The sequence below is a fragment of the Cytobacillus sp. Bac17 genome (genome assembly GCF_024519925.1).
GTDB lineage: Bacteria > Bacillota > Bacilli > Bacillales > Cytobacillaceae > Cytobacillus > Cytobacillus pseudoceanisediminis.
Genome location: NZ_JALJRC010000004.1, coordinates 174,747 through 193,739 on the forward strand (window position 1 = coordinate 174,747; position 18,993 = coordinate 193,739).

20 protein-coding genes are annotated in these 18,993 nt (G+C 44.9%); 7 read left to right on the plus strand and 13 right to left on the minus strand.

The features are described from left to right. Window positions 1-97 precede the first annotated feature (97 nt). The 6 genes from NR125_RS08825 to hprK form a co-directional block, all read right to left on the minus strand. Window positions 98-649 (minus strand): acyltransferase, encoded by a 552-nt coding sequence (locus NR125_RS08825; protein ID WP_019383317.1) that lies wholly within the window; start codon window positions 647-649, stop codon window positions 98-100. Then, on the minus strand, window positions 646-1,293 hold the full coding sequence (gene ppaX, locus NR125_RS08830; RefSeq protein WP_019383318.1) for a pyrophosphatase PpaX: 648 nt from the start codon (window positions 1,291-1,293) through the stop codon (window positions 646-648). The genes NR125_RS08825 and ppaX overlap by 4 nt, the downstream gene beginning before the upstream one ends. Next, on the minus strand, window positions 1,283-2,230 hold the full coding sequence (locus NR125_RS08835) for a nucleoside recognition domain-containing protein (RefSeq protein ID WP_009331849.1): 948 nt from the start codon (window positions 2,228-2,230) through the stop codon (window positions 1,283-1,285). Before NR125_RS08835 ends, ppaX begins: the two co-directional genes overlap by 11 nt. Window positions 2,231-2,249: 19 nt before the next feature. Beyond that, entirely contained in the window at window positions 2,250-3,074 is an 825-nt protein-coding gene (gene lgt, locus NR125_RS08840; protein WP_009331850.1) for a prolipoprotein diacylglyceryl transferase, read from the minus strand. Between the two features lie 170 nt (window positions 3,075-3,244). After that, window positions 3,245-3,379: a hypothetical protein gene (locus NR125_RS08845; protein WP_256815073.1), complete on the minus strand. Its 135-nt coding sequence runs from the start codon at window positions 3,377-3,379 to the stop codon at window positions 3,245-3,247. Next, window positions 3,366-4,301, minus strand: coding sequence for an HPr(Ser) kinase/phosphatase (hprK, locus tag NR125_RS08850; protein WP_009331851.1), 936 nt, complete (start codon window positions 4,299-4,301; stop codon window positions 3,366-3,368). Before hprK ends, NR125_RS08845 begins: the two co-directional genes overlap by 14 nt. Before the next feature lie 358 nt (window positions 4,302-4,659). Between hprK and NR125_RS08855 the strand changes: the two genes are divergently transcribed. The 7 genes from NR125_RS08855 (at window position 4,660) to NR125_RS08885 (ending at window position 12,123) form a co-directional block, all read left to right on the plus strand. Beyond that, complete coding sequence (locus NR125_RS08855; protein WP_256815074.1) at window positions 4,660-6,036, plus strand: PTS transporter subunit EIIC; 1,377 nt, start codon at window positions 4,660-4,662, stop codon at window positions 6,034-6,036. Between the two features lie 464 nt (window positions 6,037-6,500). After that, window positions 6,501-7,568 carry a DUF871 domain-containing protein gene (locus NR125_RS08860; RefSeq protein ID WP_251175535.1) on the plus strand — a complete coding sequence of 356 codons (1,068 nt, stop codon included), beginning with the start codon at window positions 6,501-6,503 and terminating at the stop codon, window positions 7,566-7,568. 2 nt (window positions 7,569-7,570) lie between these two features. Then, window positions 7,571-8,476: an N-acetylmuramic acid 6-phosphate etherase gene (gene murQ / locus NR125_RS08865; RefSeq protein WP_251156261.1), complete on the plus strand. Its 906-nt coding sequence runs from the start codon at window positions 7,571-7,573 to the stop codon at window positions 8,474-8,476. A gap of 188 nt (window positions 8,477-8,664) precedes the next feature. Further along, window positions 8,665-9,855, plus strand: coding sequence for an N-acetylglucosamine-6-phosphate deacetylase (gene nagA, locus NR125_RS08870; RefSeq protein ID WP_256815076.1), 1,191 nt, complete (start codon window positions 8,665-8,667; stop codon window positions 9,853-9,855). After that, window positions 9,852-10,586, plus strand: a complete 735-nt coding sequence (gene nagB, locus NR125_RS08875; protein WP_009331856.1) for a glucosamine-6-phosphate deaminase — start codon at window positions 9,852-9,854, stop codon at window positions 10,584-10,586. The genes nagA and nagB overlap by 4 nt, the downstream gene beginning before the upstream one ends. Before the next feature lie 32 nt (window positions 10,587-10,618). Continuing rightward, complete coding sequence (locus NR125_RS08880; protein WP_192907879.1) at window positions 10,619-11,350, plus strand: GntR family transcriptional regulator; 732 nt, start codon at window positions 10,619-10,621, stop codon at window positions 11,348-11,350. Between the two features lie 107 nt (window positions 11,351-11,457). Next, complete coding sequence (locus tag NR125_RS08885; protein ID WP_019383325.1) at window positions 11,458-12,123, plus strand: N-acetylmuramoyl-L-alanine amidase; 666 nt, start codon at window positions 11,458-11,460, stop codon at window positions 12,121-12,123. A gap of 39 nt (window positions 12,124-12,162) precedes the next feature. Here NR125_RS08885 and NR125_RS08890 read toward each other — a convergent pair whose 3' ends face one another. The 7 genes from NR125_RS08890 to uvrA form a co-directional block, all read right to left on the minus strand. Continuing rightward, on the minus strand, window positions 12,163-12,522 hold the full coding sequence (locus NR125_RS08890; RefSeq protein WP_009331859.1) for a phage holin family protein: 360 nt from the start codon (window positions 12,520-12,522) through the stop codon (window positions 12,163-12,165). A gap of 3 nt (window positions 12,523-12,525) precedes the next feature. Beyond that, window positions 12,526-12,720: a PspC domain-containing protein gene (locus tag NR125_RS08895; protein ID WP_009331860.1), complete on the minus strand. Its 195-nt coding sequence runs from the start codon at window positions 12,718-12,720 to the stop codon at window positions 12,526-12,528. A gap of 190 nt (window positions 12,721-12,910) precedes the next feature. After that, entirely contained in the window at window positions 12,911-14,020 is a 1,110-nt protein-coding gene (locus NR125_RS08900; RefSeq protein ID WP_256815077.1) for a DUF4097 family beta strand repeat-containing protein, read from the minus strand. A gap of 23 nt (window positions 14,021-14,043) precedes the next feature. Further along, the gene (locus NR125_RS08905) at window positions 14,044-14,358 is read right to left on the minus strand and encodes a magnetosome magnetite crystal formation protein family (RefSeq protein WP_009331862.1); all 315 of its coding nucleotides are present in this window, start codon (window positions 14,356-14,358) and stop codon (window positions 14,044-14,046) included. A gap of 355 nt (window positions 14,359-14,713) precedes the next feature. Further along, window positions 14,714-15,058 (minus strand): hypothetical protein, encoded by a 345-nt coding sequence (locus tag NR125_RS08910; RefSeq protein WP_009331863.1) that lies wholly within the window; start codon window positions 15,056-15,058, stop codon window positions 14,714-14,716. A gap of 206 nt (window positions 15,059-15,264) precedes the next feature. Then, a complete protein-coding gene (locus NR125_RS08915; RefSeq protein WP_226280638.1) occupies window positions 15,265-15,978 on the minus strand; it encodes a DUF459 domain-containing protein in 714 nt (237 codons plus the stop codon). Window positions 15,979-16,110: 132 nt separating this feature from the next. Continuing rightward, window positions 16,111-18,987: an excinuclease ABC subunit UvrA gene (gene uvrA, locus NR125_RS08920; protein WP_071156407.1), complete on the minus strand. Its 2,877-nt coding sequence runs from the start codon at window positions 18,985-18,987 to the stop codon at window positions 16,111-16,113. Window positions 18,988-18,993: the final 6 nt, after the last annotated feature.

The window sequence follows — 18,993 nt, forward strand, 5'->3', positions numbered from 1 at the left end:
AAAGGTTATTTGAGATAAAGACTTGCATCTAAATATATCGAGCATCTTTTGGAATCTATCCAACATCGGCACACAATAATAAAAAAACCCCGCCAGCCTAAGCTAACGGAGTTTGGTCTTTATTAATGCCATATATCGGATCATCCGCCCAGCGTGCGGCAAGTTCTTCCTTTGTATAGATGACACGCATCGGGTTGCCGCCAACAAAAGCGCCAGACGGGACATCTTTATGAACAAGCGTTCCAGCTGAAACAATCGCACCATCTCCGATCGTGACGCCGGGAAGAATGGTTGAATTGGCGCCAATCATGACTTCGCTGCCAATTTCAACCCTGCCGAGGCGATATTCCTTAATCAAATATTCATGGGCGAGGATCGTAGTGTTATATCCAATGACCGTGTTGCGGCCGACACTTATTTTTTCCGGGAACATGACGTCCAGCATAACCATGAGTGCGAATGATGTCTGATCCCCCACCTTCATTCTCAGGAAATTACGATAGAGCCAATTTTTCATACCCAGAAATGGCGTGTAGCGCGCAAGCTGGATCACAATAAAGTTTTTGACCACCTTCAAGAACGGAACCGTTTTATACACATGCCAGAGAGAATTGCCTCCCTCTACCGGAAAACGCTCCGTTTTTCTCATTGGTTTTCTGCCTCAAGAATATCGAGCAGGTCAGCCATATTGTCCAGCATATAATCCGGTTCAAAGCGCGCGAGGAAATCACGGCCTTTCGCTGTCCAGGCAACACCAGCCGTTTTTGTGCCGGCGTTTTTTCCTCCATCGATATCGTGCGAATTATCGCCGACCATAATAGCTTCTTCCGGCTTCGCATCCAGCAGGCTTAATGCCTTCAAGATTGGCTCCGGATCGGGCTTTGGCTTATCCACGTGGTCGAGCGTAACAACCACGTCGAAAAACTGGTCAAGATTTGTCAGCTTTAAGCCCTTTTCAACTACATTGGAAACTTTTGTCGTAACAATGCCCAGTTTATATCCCGATTCTTTTAAAGTCCGAACCGTTTCAAATACGCCAGCAAATTCTTTCACAAGCACGTCGTGGTTCTTAATATTGTACTCCCTGTAAACCGAGATCATCTCCTCCACTTTTTCCGGGTTGATGGACTCGAATGTTTCATGCAGGGTCGGCCCCATGAATGGGAGAACATCTTCCCGCTGATAGCGGTCTGGATAATATTTTCCCAGCGTATGCAAAAATGAGGAAATAATCAATTCGTTTGTGTCGATCAATGTTCCATCTAAGTCAAATAATAGTGTGTTAATGCTCATATGTTGCTTCCTTTCTTTTTGCCAGATCAGCACGCTTCCAGATAGCTGCCACTGCCAATGTCAGGATAATTGCCACACCCAGGCGAATCAGCAGAAGCGGTAATACCGGAATGCCAAGCGGCACAAAAATCAAAGTATCTTCAACGACTGCGTGGCAGGCAACGAGGAAAATAAATGCGATCGTTACATCTCGTTTACTGACGCCATCTTCCTCTACTGCCTGAATCATGACGCCCGCCCCATAGGCAAGGCCAATCAGCAAGCCGGCTGCAAGAGTTGTAGACGTATTTTCTTTCATTCCAAGTGCCCTGGTCACAGGCGCCATCCATTTTGAAAAAACAGCAAGCCATTGCTTATCTTTTAAGATTTGAATAATAATCATCAGTGGAATGACGATGATGGCAAGCTGGAGAATACCGAGCAATGCAGTCTGCAGTGCATCCAGCAGGATGGGCAATGCACCGGATACCAGCTCTTCTTTTGCCGGAATAAATCCGTACTTAGCAGTTTCGGATCCTCCCTGCCAAACAAGGTTGATCACAATCGCGCTTAAAAGCGCCAGTCCGATGCGTACTGCCAGAACGACCCAAAGCTTAACGCCGACCTTCAATGCCACTCCGGTTTCAATCAGCATATTATGTGAAAAAGACAGCATGACGGCAATAATAAATACTTCTTTAACCGAGAGATCGAGCGTTAAAATGGCTCCAATCCCCGCATACAAATTTAAGAAGTTCCCCAATACAAGCGGTATGGCTGCATCTCCTGACAGCCCAATCAGATTCATAAGGGGCGTGATCAGCTTGATTACCCATGGAAGCACTGGCGTATGCTGAAGCAGTGCCACAATCAGCGTGACCGGGAATATGACTTTCCCGAGTGTCCATGTTGTCTTTAAGCCGGCCATCAGCCCCCGTTTGCAAGATTCAACCAGCATCTCTACTCTCCCCTGTCCGTTATTTCCCCTCGGCTTTATCCAAATAACGAGCTTTGGCAAGACCCTCTGCTCTTCTATAAAAAATCAGGACTAGCGCACCAATAATAAGAACGATGGATATCGTCTGAGCAATCCTTAAATTCTCAGTAAGCATCAGGCTGTCGGTCCGCAGGCCTTCTACGAAGAAACGGCCGATCGAATACCAGATTACATACGAGAGGAAAAGTTCCCCGCGCCTTAAGTTTGCTCTTCTTAATAATATAAGGATGATAAATCCGATGATATTCCAGATTGATTCATATAAAAACGTCGGATGATAATAGGCACCGTTAATATACATCTGGTCAACGATAAATTCAGGCAAATACATATTTTCCAGGAATGCCCGGCTGACTTCCCTGCCATGAGCCTCCTGGTTCATGAAGTTGCCCCAGCGCCCGATTGCCTGCCCTAAGATGATGCTTGGAGCTGCAATATCAGCCAGCTTCCAGAACGATATCTTCCTTTTCTTTGCAAAAACATAAGCTGTGATGACAGAACCAATCAAAGCTCCATGAATGGCAATTCCGCCATTCCAAATTTTAATGATTTCACCCGGATTCTGCGAGTAAAAATCCCATTGAAAAATAACGTAATAGATTCTTGCGGAAATAATCGCAATGGGAATAGCCCACAGCATCAAATCGGCAAAAATATCTTTAGGGAGTCCCCTTCTCTCCCCTTCTCTCATCGCGATAATGAGTGCCAGTGCAATGCCAACACCGATAATCAGTCCGTACCAGTGGACCTGAATCGGCCCAAGGGATATGGCAATCGGATCTAACGGCTGAATATTTTTTTCCATGATCACTTCTCCTTCTCATCGAAAAGCGCAAGGCGCCCGCTCATCGGCGGCAAGCATAAGACAAGCCGGCATGAAGGCTGTTTTTAACCTTTGTGACGGATTGGCATAGACCCGAGAGCCGATAGCGCCTGGAGCTAGACAGTTATCTAAGTTCAAAGATATAAATTCTATTATTGCAAGAAAAGCGCATGCACCTCTGGGGTGGTTTTTGCCACACGCGCTATAGATCCTAAGCTAGTCAGGCTTATCAGCCTTTCAATCAAACGTTTGATTGAAAGTGTTTTGCCCTCTTTAACGATCATCATGGTCTCCGTCCTCAATCACATCCGACAGGCGGTTCGTGAACTGTTCCGCTGCATTCATCCCCATTCTTTTTAATCGGAAATTCATGGCAGCCACTTCAATGATGACAGCCAGGTTTCGTCCGGGTCTTACCGGAATGGTCAGCTTTGTAACTTCTGTATCGATGATTTTCATCTTTTCTTCATCAAGGCCAAGACGGTCGTACTGCTTTTTCGGATCCCACAGCTCCAAATTCATGACCACAGAGATTTTCTTATAGCTGCGGACTGCTCCAGCACCAAACAGGGTCATGACATTGATAATGCCGAGGCCGCGGATTTCAAGCAGATGTTCAATCAATTCCGGTGAGTTTCCGACCAGGTAATCTTCATCTTCCTGCCTGATCTCCACGCAGTCATCCGCAACAAGGCGGTGTCCCCGCTTAACTAGCTCAAGCGCCGTCTCACTCTTACCAACTCCGCTTTTTCCAGTTATCAGTACCCCTACCCCATAAATATCGACAAGGACGCCATGTACAGCTGTGGTTGGAGCAAGCTTGCTTTCCAGAAAATTGGTCAGCAAACTGGAAAAACGAGTCGTTTTCTGTTTGGAGCGGAGCAACGGAACCGATTCTCTCTCTGCCGCTTCAATCAGTTCGTCAGGTATATCCAGTCCTCTCGTGACGATTATGCCGGGTGTAATATCTGTACAGAGCCGTTCAAGCCGGATCTCCCGCTCGGAATTATTTAACTTTTCAACAAAAGACAGCTCGGTTTTCCCGACCAATTGAATACGTTCAGCCGGATAGTAATCAAAATAACCAGCCATCTCCAGGCCCGGACGGGAAATATCACTCGTCGTAATCGGCCGGTTAATGCCTTCCTCTCCGGCAATCAATTCGAGCCCAAATTTTTCTATAATATCTTTTGTGCGCACTTTTACCAAAATAGGTTCCTCCTTTAATGCTGGCACTTCTGGATGATCTCTTTATATGTAACTTATAATTTCTAAAAAATTCACTCTGAAGTTTCACTCTATTTTAGCACTTTTTAACGCAGAACCAAATTTCTGAAAACGATTTTTACAAAATTAACACTAGGCCCATATGCTTAATCCTTCTCGACAGGGACAATTTTCAGGGATATTCTGCGTATAAATATGATGATATGCTTTTTGTAAAAATATTCAGATGGTATAGACAACTATACTAAACCTTGGTAATATGATTATGTAAGCGAATTCATTTACATTTTTTAGCTTTTATTACGTTCATTCATTTTTAAAAAAAGAGGGGGAAAAACTCATGCGTAAAGAAGAACGCTTGGCGAAAGAGATTACGGAGCAGTTGGGCGGCACCGGCAATATCGCGGAACTGGCCTCCTGCATGACCCGCCTTCGCGTGAAGCCGGTCGATGAAAGCAAAGTCAACCTGAATGGCATCAAGGATATTGATGGCGTTATGGGTGTGGTGGAAGCAGAAACACTCCAAATCATCCTCGGACCCGGGATCGTCACCAAGGTAGTTGACGAAGTTTCCAGGATGACAGGCAAAAATGTATCATCCGTTGATGATGAAGAGATTGACACTTCATTGGAAGGACTGGCAGCCCGGACGAAAGCCGGACTCAATGAGAAAAACGCTACTCCTTTCAAGTTATTTTTAAGAAAAATTGCAAGTATCTTTATCCCGCTGATTCCAGCTATCGTTGCTTCCGGTTTGATTGCAGGGATCAATAATGTAATCATCAAATCAGGCGGAGACCCGGAATCCACGCTCGTTCAAATGCTTGATTTGATTGGCTGGGGTTTATTCGGTTACCTGGGCGTGTTTGTAGGTATTAACACAGCGAAGGAGTTTGGAGGGTCTCCTGCTCTGGGCGGTGCAGCCGGTATTCTATTAATCAATCCCGGCCTTGCCAATATAACTCTTTTCGGTGAAGCATTGGTGCCAGGCCGGGGCGGCTTGATTGGAGTCATGCTCGCTGCTGCGCTTGTGGCCTTTTTGGAAAAAAGAATCCGCAAAGTCGTTCCATCAGCAATTGATATTATTGTAACACCGACACTGGCATTATTAATTACAGGGTTTGCGACATTCTTTGTCCTGCAGCCTGTTGGCGGATTCCTGTCTGACATTATCACAAAAGGTCTCCTTGGCGTTCTGGATGTTGGCGGCATCCTGGCTGGCTTAGTACTTGCCGGAACCTTCCTTCCGCTTGTTGTAACTGGGCTGCATCAAGGTTTAACTCCAGTTCATATGGAATTAATTAACTCAATCGGTGACGATCCGCTCCTGCCGATTCTTGCAATGGGAGGCGCCGGCCAAGTAGGTGCGGCATTCGCCATCTACTTCAAAACAAAAAATGCCCGTCTGAAGAAAGTGATTAAAGGCGGACTTCCGGTTGGAATGCTCGGTATTGGTGAGCCGCTTATTTTCGGGGTGACACTGCCGCTGGGACGTCCTTTCTTAACAGCATGTCTAGGAGCTGCTGTGGGCGGTGCTTTCCAGGCGTTCTTCAAGATTGCTACAGTAGCCATCGGGGTTTCCGGCATACCGCTTGCCTTCCTCGTTCACACAAATCAAATCGTACTGTATCTGATCGGCCTTTTAATTGCCTATGCGTTTGGCTTCCTGTTCACATGGATGTTCGGATTCAAAGAGGAAATGGCTAAAAACATATAGAAAAGCGGAAGCGCTTTGTCCACAGAGGAACGCAGACTAACCAACGCCACGTCCTGTGGCAACGTCTGCATGCCCCCCTCCTCCCAAAAGCTGTCGCTTTCGGTCGTGCGATGTTTATGCTGACGAGGCCTTCCTTGTCCTGGGGGCCTCAAGCACAAGACGAGCCTCACGGAAAGGCGCTCTTTGCCTTTTTGGGAGGATTGCCAGAAATGTGGAGGTGACAGCCCAGGGACGACAGGCATAAGACGGTTTCTGTAAGTAGGCGTTCTTCCTTCTGAAAGGAAACGGCTTATGACCCGAGTCCATAGGAGCCCTTGTGACCTCGAGGGGGTAGGCGCTGGAGCTAGGCAGTTATCTATATTCAAGATTTTATATTTTCTAATTTAGGAGAAGGAGGAGCATTCCTCCTTCTTTACTTATGAAGTCGCATTTTTGAAAAATTCAGACTTATAGAGGTGACTATGATGCTTGGAATATCAGTTTATCTATCAGAGGAGCGCCAGCTTCAAAATGCAAAATGGATTGCGCGGGCGGCTTCTCACGGCTTCACATCCATCTTCACTTCCCTCCATATTCCCGAAGATGACCACAGCACATATAAACAATTGCTTCAGAACCTCGGTGCTCTTGCAAAGCAGCATCAAATGGAACTCCTCGCCGACGTTTCCCCTCAGTCATTGGACCATCTAGGATTGGACTGGGGAACGCTCGATACTCTTCTTGAATGGGGTCTCTCCGGAATCCGGGCAGACTACGGCTTTACTTCTAAGCAGATTGTTGAACTCTCTAAAAAAATGAAACTTGGAATCAATGCGAGCACTATCTCTGCTGCAGAACTGCAGGAGTGGATGGAAGCGGGATTAAACGCCCATAATGTTGAAGCCTGGCATAATTTTTATCCGCGGCCTGAAACGGGTTTGGATAAAGACTTTTTTATAGAGCGAAATCGGTTCCTTAAAAGCATGGGGATAACCACCATGGCGTTTGCGCCTGGTGACGCTGAACATCGCGGACCCATTTTCGCAGGGCTTCCTACTCTTGAGAAGCACCGGGGCTATCCACCCGCTGCGGCGGCGGCTGAATTGATGAACAGCTGCTATACAGACAAGGTGCTGATCGGTGATCATTCAGTAAAAGACGGGACTCTTGCACAACTGGCGAAAATCGCCAATGCTACTGTGCCTCTCCGAATCGAGCTAATTGGCGGACAAACCTATGAGGAGCTTTTTAATAAACCTCATACAAATCGGATGGATCCTGCCCGGGATGTTGTAAGGTCAGTGGAATCAAGGTCATATGCTGGCCAGGGATCAAATAAATGGGAACCTATGAACCAGCTGGAACGTAAAAAAGGGAGTGTCACAGTTGATAATATCCTATACGGCCGCTACGCAGGCGAGATGCAGATTACTTTAGCAGATCTCCCCCGGGATGAACGCGTGAATGTGATCGCAAGAGTTATGGATGAGGATCTGCCACTCCTTGACCAGATCAAGGCAGGAACTAAATTTCAATTAATAGTGAGGGATTAACAATGAATATTACAAAGCTAAATACCGAGCAGCGAAACCCTAAAACAATGGAAGTAGATTTAATGACAACCGAAGAAATTATTACAATCATAAACCAGGAAGATGCGATTGTTCCAAATGCCATTGCAAGAGAAATTCCTCACATTGTAAAAGTGGTGGATGAAATTACGGATAGTTTTAAAAAAGGAGGCCGCTTGATTTACGTTGGTGCAGGCACCTCAGGACGCCTTGGCATTATCGATGCTTCAGAATGTCCGCCCACTTATGGAACGGACCCGGAAATGGTTGTCGGCATTATTGCCGGCGGCAAAGAAGCCATGACCGAGGCAGTTGAAGGCGCCGAGGATGACAGTGAACAGGGACGCCAGGATGTCGCAGATATTCAATTGTCGGACAAGGATGTGCTTGTCGGCATTGCAGCGAGCGGCCGTACGCCGTATACGATCGGTGCTCTTCAATATGGAAATGAAGTCGGTGCTGTTACTGTTGCTGTTGCCTGCACTAAAGACTCCGAAATGGGGAGAATTGCAAAATATACGATAGCACCTATCACAGGGCCCGAAGTGGTTACAGGCTCTACAAGAATGAAAGCAGGCACTGCACAAAAGCTCGTCCTGAACATGTTAACAACAGCTTCCATGATCAAACTCGGAAAAGTATACGGCAATCTGATGGTGGATGTGCAGATGACAAATGAGAAGCTGTTTAAACGTGCTGAAAATATCGTCAAAATGGCTACAGGTGCATCTGATGAAGAAGCCCAGGCTGCTCTCAAAGAACAAAACCATAATACAAAGGCTGCGATTCTTCAAATTTTAACAGGATTAAAAGGTGAAGCAGCCGCCAGGCTTCTGAAAAAGCATAATGGTTATTTACGGGAAGCCATTGCGGAATATCATACTAAATAATCAGATATATTGTATGAAATTCCCTTAAAACTCAAATTAATAGGATAGAAAGCGTCCACCCGCCTTCTATCCTATTTTAGTTGTATAGACCAAAACACCAGAGAGAGTTAATTCTTTTAACTGGTATAGACATCTAAACACAAACCTTTTATAATAAAAGTATCATTCAAACGGAGATGAACTAAAAAATGAGCCGTCTATTACTGAAAAACGCTAGAATTATTCTGGAAAACAGCATGATTGATCAAGGGTTTATTCTAATAGAGAAAGACCGAATCTTAAAAACTGGAACTTTGGAGGAGCTTCCTGCCATCGGCCAGGATACAGAAATCATAGAACTTTCCCCTGAGCATACAATCAGTCCGGGGTTTATTGATGTTCACATTCACGGCGCTGGCGGTGCCGATACAATGGATGCAACATTTGAAGCACTTAACACGATGGCCAGCGTGCTGCCTGAAGAAGGGACCACCAGCTTCCTGGCCACGACTATCACACAGGAAAAGGAAAAAATAGAAGGCGCGCTGATCAATGCAGCCCACTTTCAAAAAGAACAAAATATTCCTGGCCAGGCGGAAGTAATCGGAATCCACCTGGAGGGCCCGTTTATTAACGAAGCAAGAGGCGGAGCCCAGCCGAAGGATCATATACTCGAGCCTGATATTGAACTTTTTAAGCGCTGGCAGGAAGCAGCAAATGGAACCATCAAGCTGATTACACTTGCACCTGAGAAAGCAAATGGCTATGAATTTATCCGCTACTTAAGTGAAAACGGTGTTGTCCCCTCAATCGGCCATAGCGATGCCATTTTTACAGAAATGGAGAAAGCTGTTCAGGCGGGAGCTAAGCAGGTGACTCACCTTTTTAACGGAATGAGAGGCATGCATCACCGTGAACCTGGAGTAGCCGGCGCTTCGCTTTTATTCAAAGAATTGATAGTTGAAATGATTGCTGATGGAATCCATGTCCGGCCTGAAATGATCAAGCTTGCACTAAACGCCAAGGGCCCGGATGGAATGATCCTGATAACCGATTCCATGAGAGCAAAATGCCTGAAAAATGGCCATTATGATCTTGGCGGACAGGATGTAAAGGTTGAAAATGGCCAGGCACTGCTTGCTGACGGCACACTGGCTGGAAGTATTTTGAAAATGAAAGATTCCATTAAAAATATGATTGATTTTACTGATATTCAGCTGTCTGAAGCTGTCCAGCTTGCAAGCAGCAACCCGGCCAGACAGCTCAATATATTTGACCGGAAAGGCAGTATTTCGGAAGGAAAGGATGCCGACCTGGTTGTACTCGATGAGAACCTTGAGGTTGCTATGACTTTCTGCAGAGGCGTCAAAGCCTTTGAACACGAGGTGAAAAGACCTTGAAAATCATTCGAACAGCCAATTATAACGATATGAGCCAAAAAGCTGCCCAGATGATGATTGAAAAAATCCGGCAGCAGCCGGATCTGACATTAGGGCTTGCAACCGGCAGCACACCAAAAGGAGTTTATGCTGAACTGATTAAAGATCATCAAAAAAATGGCACTTCTTATGAAAAAATCACGACGATTAATTTGGATGAATATATCGGCCTGCCTCCTTTCGACCCTAATAGCTACAGGCATTTCATGAATAGTGAACTATTTGATCATTTGGACATCCGGCTGGAAAACACTCACCTTCCAAAAGGAGCAGCAGAAGATATGCCACAGGAATGCGAACGGTATGAGCAGCTGATCAAGGATCTGGCAGATATCGATCTGCAGCTGCTGGGAATTGGACGCAATGGACATATCGGCTTCAATGAACCCGGCACGTCTTTTCAAAGCCGTACGCATGTCGTGGACCTGGCTGAAAGTACACGTAAGGCGAACGCAAGGTTTTTCAATTCTATTGAAGACGTTCCAGCCCAAGCGATTACTATGGGAATCGCTTCGATTCTTGATAGCCGGGAAATCATCTTGCTCGCTTCAGGTTCAGCCAAGGCAGAAGCTATCAGGCAACTGGTTTATGGAGAACCTGATGAACAGTTCCCCGCATCAGCTTTGAAGCTTCATGAGAATGTGACAATCATAGCCGATGAAGAAGCACTTAGTCTTGTCAGTAAGGATTGATGAGCACTACTAATAGTGATAGGAGAATTCCCATGATCGATAAGCAATCACCCATCCCGATATATCACCAATTGGAAGAGTATATTAAACAATTAATAGAAAGCGGCATATTAAAGCCTGATGAAGCAATCCCTTCTGAGCGCGAGTATTCTGAGCAATACCAGATTAGCCGCATGACAGTCAGACAGGCATTAAACAACCTTGTCAATGATGGCTATCTATACAGGCAAAAAGGGCGCGGAACTTTCGTCAACAAGCAGAAGGTCGAACAAAAGCTTCAGGGATTGACCAGCTTTACTGAAGATATGAAAGAGCGCGGCATGGTGCCGAGCAGCCGTCTGATTTCATTTGAAATCATCCCGGCCGAGCCGCAGCTGGCGAGAAAGCTTGATATAAAAGAAAACACACCTGTTTATGAAATTAAACGGGTGCGTATGGCAGATAATCTGCCAATGGCGCTGGAAACTACCTGCCTGCCTGCTAATCTCGTTAAAGGGCTTACAGAAGAAATCATCAACAAGTCCCTTTACCAGCATATTGAAGAAAAATTGTCCCTGACCATCAGTGAAGCAACCCAGCAAATTGAAGCTTCCATCGCTAAGGAAACGGAAGTAAACCACTTGCAGGTCGAATCCGGATCGCCTGTACTGCTTATTGTCCGAACTTCCTTTTTAGAGGATGGCACGCCTTTTGAGCTTGTCAAATCAGCATACCGCGCAGACCGCTATAAATTTGTTCATACGATGCAGCGCGCCGCAAAATAGGAGAAAGCCCATCAGGGTTTTCTCCTATTTTCATTTTACCATGTCCTTTTGGAAGGTTTGTCCATATTATATACATGAGAATATTTTTTATTGAAAGGAGCGATTAGATGAAAATCATACTGGATGCCGGGCATGGATACAGCACCTCCGGCAAACGGAGCCCTAACGGAATGAGAGAATATGAATTCAATCGGGCTGTTGCCGAACTAGCAAAGGAGTTGCTGGAAAGCTATCAAACCACAGTGGTTTCCTTTGCACACTCGGATGTACGGGACGTGCCGCTTGCCGAAAGGACCGAGCTGGCAAATAAACAAAACGCGGACTGCTATGTGTCCATCCATGCCAATGCTTACGGAACAGGCGGATGGAACAGTGCAGGCGGAATTGAGACATATGTCTACCCTTCAAAACCTCGGGAAGCGCTGGCATTAGCCCAAAAGATACAGCGAAACTTAATCAGTTCTACAGGCTTGCGGGACCGGGGAGTCAAAACAGCTGATTTCCAGGTTCTTCGTGAGACAAAAATGACTGCTGTACTTGTGGAATGCGGGTTTATGACCAATAAAGAAGAAGCTTCCCTTCTCCGGACCCCTCTCTATCGAAAACGCTGTGCACAAGCCATAGTAAAAGCAATCGCCGAACAATACGGCTTGAGAAAGAATGATAAAATCAAACAATATAAAGTTCAAGTTGCATTTTCAGAAAAGCAGCTTGCCGAGAAACTTGCCGGGAGTCTGAAGAGGGACGGCTTTAATGCCACCATCATTGAATAGAAAAAAGCCAGCATCACGGATGCTGGCTTTTTAACGCATTTACTTTTCCCTTGCCGGTTCGAGGATCGCTTTTTGAATGATCAGATTAACAATTGACATAATCACAGACACAAGAATCGCTGTGCCAAACCCGTCAATTTCAAAAGAATCCCCCATAAAGCCATCTGTAATCATTAATGTAACAGCATTGATGACGAACAAAAACAGACCGAGCGTTAAAACAGTGACTGGCAGAGTTAATATAATCAGGATTGGTTTCACGAGAATGTTCAGGATGGAAAGCATGAAGCTGGCACCGATGGCAGCCCCAAATCCCGATAAGTAAAACGAATCCTTAAAAAAACCGGCGATCGCTACAAATAGGACCGCATTAATCAAAATTCCCAGAATCCATCTCATTTTCTACAGCACCTCTTCATTAGGAAGCAAGAACACAAGCAGAGCATAAATGAGTGTCATTGGAAAAACGCCTGTTGTAAATAATAAAACAATGAAAATCACCCTGAGTACGGTAGGATCTATACCGATCGATTTTGATAAGCCGCCCAATACCCCCGCTAATTTCCGGTTGCTGCGGGAGCGAACCAATTTATTCACAAAGAATCCCTCCTATCAAGAAAAGCGAAAGCCCCTTGCCCACCCCAGACCCCTCGAGGGGGCAGGCGCTCCTCCTAAAAAGCTGGCGCTTTTAGTCGTGCGATGATAAAGCTGTCGAGCGTTCCTTGTGGAGCTAGACAGTAATGTTCAAAATTTTATACTATCTATCAACAGCCAAATTCCTTACGCTTTACCAGGCAGTTGACCGCTTGATCGTGATCGTACCTGTTTTTGAGTCAGCCCTCAGCTTGAGTCCGCTGCCGCTTTCTTTTACAGACTTGAAGCGCAGCATTTTCTGAATCACTTCGCTCTTTTCTTCTATAACTTCAATACCCTCAATATCAGGGTGGAAACTGCCCAGATTGGTGCGAAGTTCTCCGCTGACAGCAGCGAAATCCGGAACAAACAAGTCGATGCTGCCCGTCGCTGCCTTCGCTTCGATCCATTCGCAGCGTTCATTTTCTGCCCTGCATGTTACATTTCCATTAAACGATTGGAGTTCGGCTTTTTTGAAGTCTCCTTCAGCCAGAATTGGACCATTCAACGTTTCGGCTTCTACATGATCAATTCGGCTTTTTTGAATGGTAATTTGCCCGTTGGCGGTTTCAGCCTCAACATTTTTACTGTTTAAATCACTAACCGTAATCTTTCCATTGGCCGTTTTCGCTTTAAAGTTTTCCACTGTTAAGTTTTGACTTTCAATCGGGCCATTAAACATGCGGATTTTCACATTTTCATATTCAGATCTTGGAATATAGATGACTGCTTCAAGCTTCATCCACTTTTGCTGACTGGAAAATCTCAGCCTTTGCCCCTCAATGGCAAAAATAACATCCTTCAGGAAATTTCTGCGTGCTTCATCCTGATTATCCACACGATAGACCTTAGCTTTGCATTCAACGCGGACATCACTTTGCTCCCATGGAATCACCTTAACTGTCCCATTGGCAACATCAATGTCCAGATCTTTTAAGTATGCGTCTGCATGCTGAAATATATGAGAGATCTCAACACTTTTCCCAAAATTAAAATCAAGATCGAGATCCTTCACTTTCTTAAATGCTGAATCTACAAAATCAATGATTTTTTCCTTGGCACTTTGTTGCTTTGAGCTGTATGGCTCACCCTTTTTAGCTTCTTCAAACTTAACCTCAGCAGATAGCTCCTTAATTAAATCCTCCTGCTTCTGTTCCATCGTCTGGTTTGTTTTTTCAAGCTGCTCCAGCAGAGTTAAAGCTTCGTCAACCGTAAGCTTTCCATCCTCGACCATTTTCAAAATACGTTTGCGTTCCTCTTTCATTCTTTGGCCCTCCTCTATTATTTCTATTCTTGTATCAGGACTTTTACCCCTTTAATGATATTCCAGATAAGTACAATTAATAGCAGAATGATCGTGATGCCCACAGCTGCAAGAAATAGGACCGGGATTTCCTGATCATTTACTGTGAACTGGGTCACCCCAGCAAAAACAATAAACGGAACAGGAACCAGCGGAATCAAATGTGATAAGAATGCACTCTTGGCATGCCGCTTCACTTCCGTGTCTTCTGATGCAAAAAATACAATGAGCGGAAAAATAAATCCTGCGAACATAATGCTAAAATAGCTTAAGGCAGACAGAACCTTTCTTGTTTCCATTGTTTTCAGCTCCTTTATCGCAGTCTAACGGGCAGTAAGACCCCCACTTCAAGACTCAGAGAAACCAATGGAGGATAAGTGGGGGGGCAAACTGCCCGTAAAGGCCCGATTGGTTCAACTAACAATCAATGGGGATAAAAAAACCCCACTGATTGAAGTTTCACCTTATCTGTCATACGGAAATGGAGCGCTAAAAGTTTCAGCCTCTTCTTCATTATAGAAAATCAAAGGAGCATTTTCCTCCATATTTCTAAAAATACATCTGCAGGCTGAGGGGTTCCATAGCCTCAAGTCGCATAGCTTTTTTCTATATTAAAAACCGCCTTTCTTGAAAAGACGGTTTTATGATTATGTCCTATTTATAGGCAGCTGCCAGGTCAGTGCGAGGCGCTTCCTTCTTTTTCACTTCGTCGATTTTATTGACAAACATTTGGAAAACTTTTCGTTTTTCATCCAAATCACGTATGTATTCTTTCAATTCGTTATACTTCTCTTCAAAAGGCTTATGATACATTTCGCGGATATTATCAATAATCTCTTCGTTCACAGTAGACTGGATAACCTGCTTTGTAATTCCATATTTGTAGGAATATACTTTAAGCTCTTTTTTAACATCCTCATATTCATTATTAATCTGATCCAAAACCTCAGAAATATCTTCTTTCCATTCTTCCAGAGACTTCTCTAAATAATCCTCCATAATGACCTCCCCTTCTGTTTCCAGGCAATAGCTTCCCTTATATAGGAGTATAACGCTGCTTGGTTACATCGATTTTGCTGGAACATTACATTGTGTTATCAAATGGTCAGAAAGGAAGGAACTTCAAATGGTTCTTTTGATTTGACCTGTTGATTTCCGCTCCAGGCAACAGGTGCTAAAATCAATTTAGTAAGCTTTAAATTTTATTAAAAAGAAAAGCCTTCCATAATCCTATCCGCAATCATCTCATATCCCTTTCCGTTCGGATGAAGGGAATCAGCGAAGTACTGTTTCTTGTTTTTTCCCTTGAATAGTTCATTGGTAGAAATGTAGGTGATATTTTTATCTTCCGCTGCTTTTTTTCTTATGGAATTGTTCCAATGGTCAATATATTTTTCAATCTGGTCACCGTCCGGATAGGGATTGTATAGTCCGAGAAGGATAACAGGTGCATCACTGTTGGCGGTTTCCAGTGTTTCAAGGATTCCATTCAGTTTATCCTCATAAATGTCTTTAGCTTCAACCAGTTTTTCGTGATGGAGCGGATAAAGATCCCCTCCGTTGCTTTTCAGCAAATCGTTTGTTCCAATATATACGATAAACATATCTGCATTTTTAATATCCTGTGCCACTTCCGGTTTGAGCATTTGCTGAAGGACATCCGAAGATTTAAAGCCATACACTCCATGATTTGTTATTGTATAATTCTTCTCCGGAAATGTCCGATCCAGTTTGGTCTGCAGCCTGCCAATGTACCCCTCCTCAGTTTCATCTCCATATCCGTAGGTGAGCGAATCGCCAAAAGCTACAATCGATTGATTGCTTTCAGCCTTTTTTTCCTCTCCAAGAAATGTGATGGATAGATAGATGCCGAACCCAAGCAAAATAAGGCCTGCCAAAAGATATATTTTATTTTTCATAGTGAATGTTCCTTTCCTGGTTGAGATTATTGAGGGTTGCTGCAGACGCATGTTCTATACCCCTCATCCAGGAGAATTAATCTCTTTTACATAAAAAAGAAACAGTACCAAAACGGTACTGCTTCCTCCTAATTAAGCGTTTGTCACGCCCTCTTTCTCTTCAATTCGCTGTTTCATTCTCAGGCGGTCTCTTTCCAGGATTGGTTTGAGGTATTTGCCTGTGTAGGATTCCGGGACTTCGGCAATTTTTTCCGGTGTACCGGCTGCTAAGATGGTACCTCCCTTATCTCCGCCCTCAGGTCCAAGGTCCACTATATAGTCGGCTGCCTTGATGACATCAAGATTATGCTCAATAACCAGTACCGTGTCTCCATTTTCAACAAGACGCTGAAGGACCACGAGCAGTCTTGAGATATCATCAACATGAAGACCTGTTGTCGGTTCATCAAGAATGTACAGGGAGCGGCCCGTTGAACGGCGGTGCAATTCGGAAGCAAGTTTGACACGCTGCGCTTCACCGCCGGACAATGTTGTCGCAGGCTGTCCCAAAGTGATGTAGCCCAGGCCAACATCATAAATCGTCTGCAGCTTGCGGCGGATTTTAGGAATATTTTCGAAAAACTCCAGTGCATCTTCCACTGTCATATCGAGAATCTCCGAAATATTCTTCCCTTTATACTTCACTTCAAGTGTTTCCCTGTTATAGCGTTTGCCATGACATACTTCACATGGCACATACACATCAGGCAGGAAGTGCATTTCAATCTTGATGATCCCGTCTCCGCGGCATGCTTCACATCGTCCGCCTTTTACATTGAAGCTGAAGCGCCCCTTTTTGTAGCCGCGAACTTTTGCTTCATTGGTTGAAGCAAATACATCACGAATATCATCAAACACTCCGGTGTATGTTGCCGGGTTGGAACGAGGTGTCCGTCCGATTGGAGATTGGTCGATATCAATGACTTTGTCGAGGTGATCCACACCTTTAATTTCTTTATGCTCACCCGGCTTTGATTTGGCTCTATGAAGCTTTTGGGCAAGCCCTTTATGAAGGATTTCATTAATCAATGTACTCTTGCCCGATCCTGATACACCAGTAACGGAAATAAAAGTGCCGAGCGGGAACTTAACGCTTACATTTTTAAGATTGTTTTCCTTAGCCCCTTTAATTTCGATAAAGCGTCCGTCATTCTTTCGGCGCTCAATTGGAAGCGGAATGAATTTCTTGCCTGACAAATATTGCCCTGTCAGGGAGTTTGGATCATCCATTACCTCCTGAGGGGTACCAGCTGAAACGATTTGTCCGCCATGAACCCCTGCTCCCGGACCTACATCAATTAAATAGTCGGCTGCCACCATTGTATCTTCATCGTGTTCTACCACGATCAGGGTGTTGCCGATATCCCGCATATTTTTCAGTGTATCAATCAAGCGGTCATTATCACGCTGATGGAGACCAATGGAAGGCTCATCCAGAATGTAGAGTACGCCTGTCAGGCGCGAACCGATTTGTGTGGCCAGGCGGATACGCTGGGCTTCACCGCCGGACAAAGTTCCCGCTGCCCGGCTTAATGTCAGGTAATCCAGCCCGACATTAATGAGGAAGCCTAGCCTCTCCTTAATCTCACGGAAAATGAGTTTGGCAATCTTCATTTCTTTTTCAGACAGTGTCAGATTCTCAAAGAAGCTGAATGCTTCCTCAATCGAATATTCTGTCACATGGCCGATATGCTTTCCTGATACAAGCACCGCAAGCGTTTCCGGCTTCAGACGGTAGCCTTTACAGGAAGGACATGGATGCTGGGCCATGTATTTTTCCATTTGCTCCCGGATATAATCAGAACTTGTTTCTTTATAGCGGCGCTCCACATTGCGGATGACACCTTCAAAATGGATATAATTCTCCCGCACCTGGCCAAAATCGTTTTCATATCGGAAATAAATGCTGTCCTTGGCGGATCCGTATAAAACTTTTTCAAGCAAGTGTTCAGGAATATCCTTAACCGGAACGTCCATATCAATTCCATAATGATTGCATACTGCCTCCAGCAGCTGAGGATAATATTGAGAGCTGGTCGGTTCCCATGGGGCAATAGCATTTTGCTTTAATGAAAGATCCTTATTGGGTATGACCAGATCAATATCTACCTCCAGCTTTGAGCCCAATCCGTCACATTCCGTACAGGCACCAAACGGACTATTAAAAGAGAACATTCTTGGCTCAAGTTCGCCGATTGAAAACCCGCATTGAGGGCATGCGTGGTTCTCGCTGAACAGCAGTTCTTCTTCCCCGATTACATCCACAAGCACCTTGCCATTGCCCAGATTCAACGCGGTTTCCAATGAATCTGCAAGCCTTGGTGCTACGCCTTCTTTTACGACAATCCGGTCGATTACTACTTCTATAGAGTGCTTTTTATTTTTTTCCAGCTCAATCTCATCACCGAGATCCATCATTTCTCCATCGACACGGACACGGACAAACCCCTGCTTTTTGACATCTTCAAACACTTTTACATGTGTCCCTTTTCGGCCGGATACAAGCGGAGCCATAACCTGGAGTTTTGTTCTTTCAGGGTACTCCATAATCCGGTCAACCATTTGCTCTATGGTCTGTGAGGAGATTTCAATATTGTGAATCGGACAGGTTGGACGCCCCACCCTTGCAAATAATAATCGCAGATAATCATAAATTTCTGTCACCGTTCCCACTGTGGAACGAGGATTTCTGCTTGTCGTCTTTTGGTCAATTGAAATGGCAGGAGACAGACCTTCGATCGCATCCACGTCAGGCTTATCCATCTGGCCGAGGAATTGCCGGGCATAAGCAGATAATGACTCCACATAGCGGCGCTGCCCTTCTGCATAAATCGTATCAAATGCCAGTGAGGACTTTCCTGAACCTGAAAGTCCTGTCAGGACGACAAGCTTATCTCTCGGAATGGTGACATCTATATTTTTCAGATTATGGGCTCTGGCACCCTTTACAATCAGTTTATCCATCGCCATTTTTAC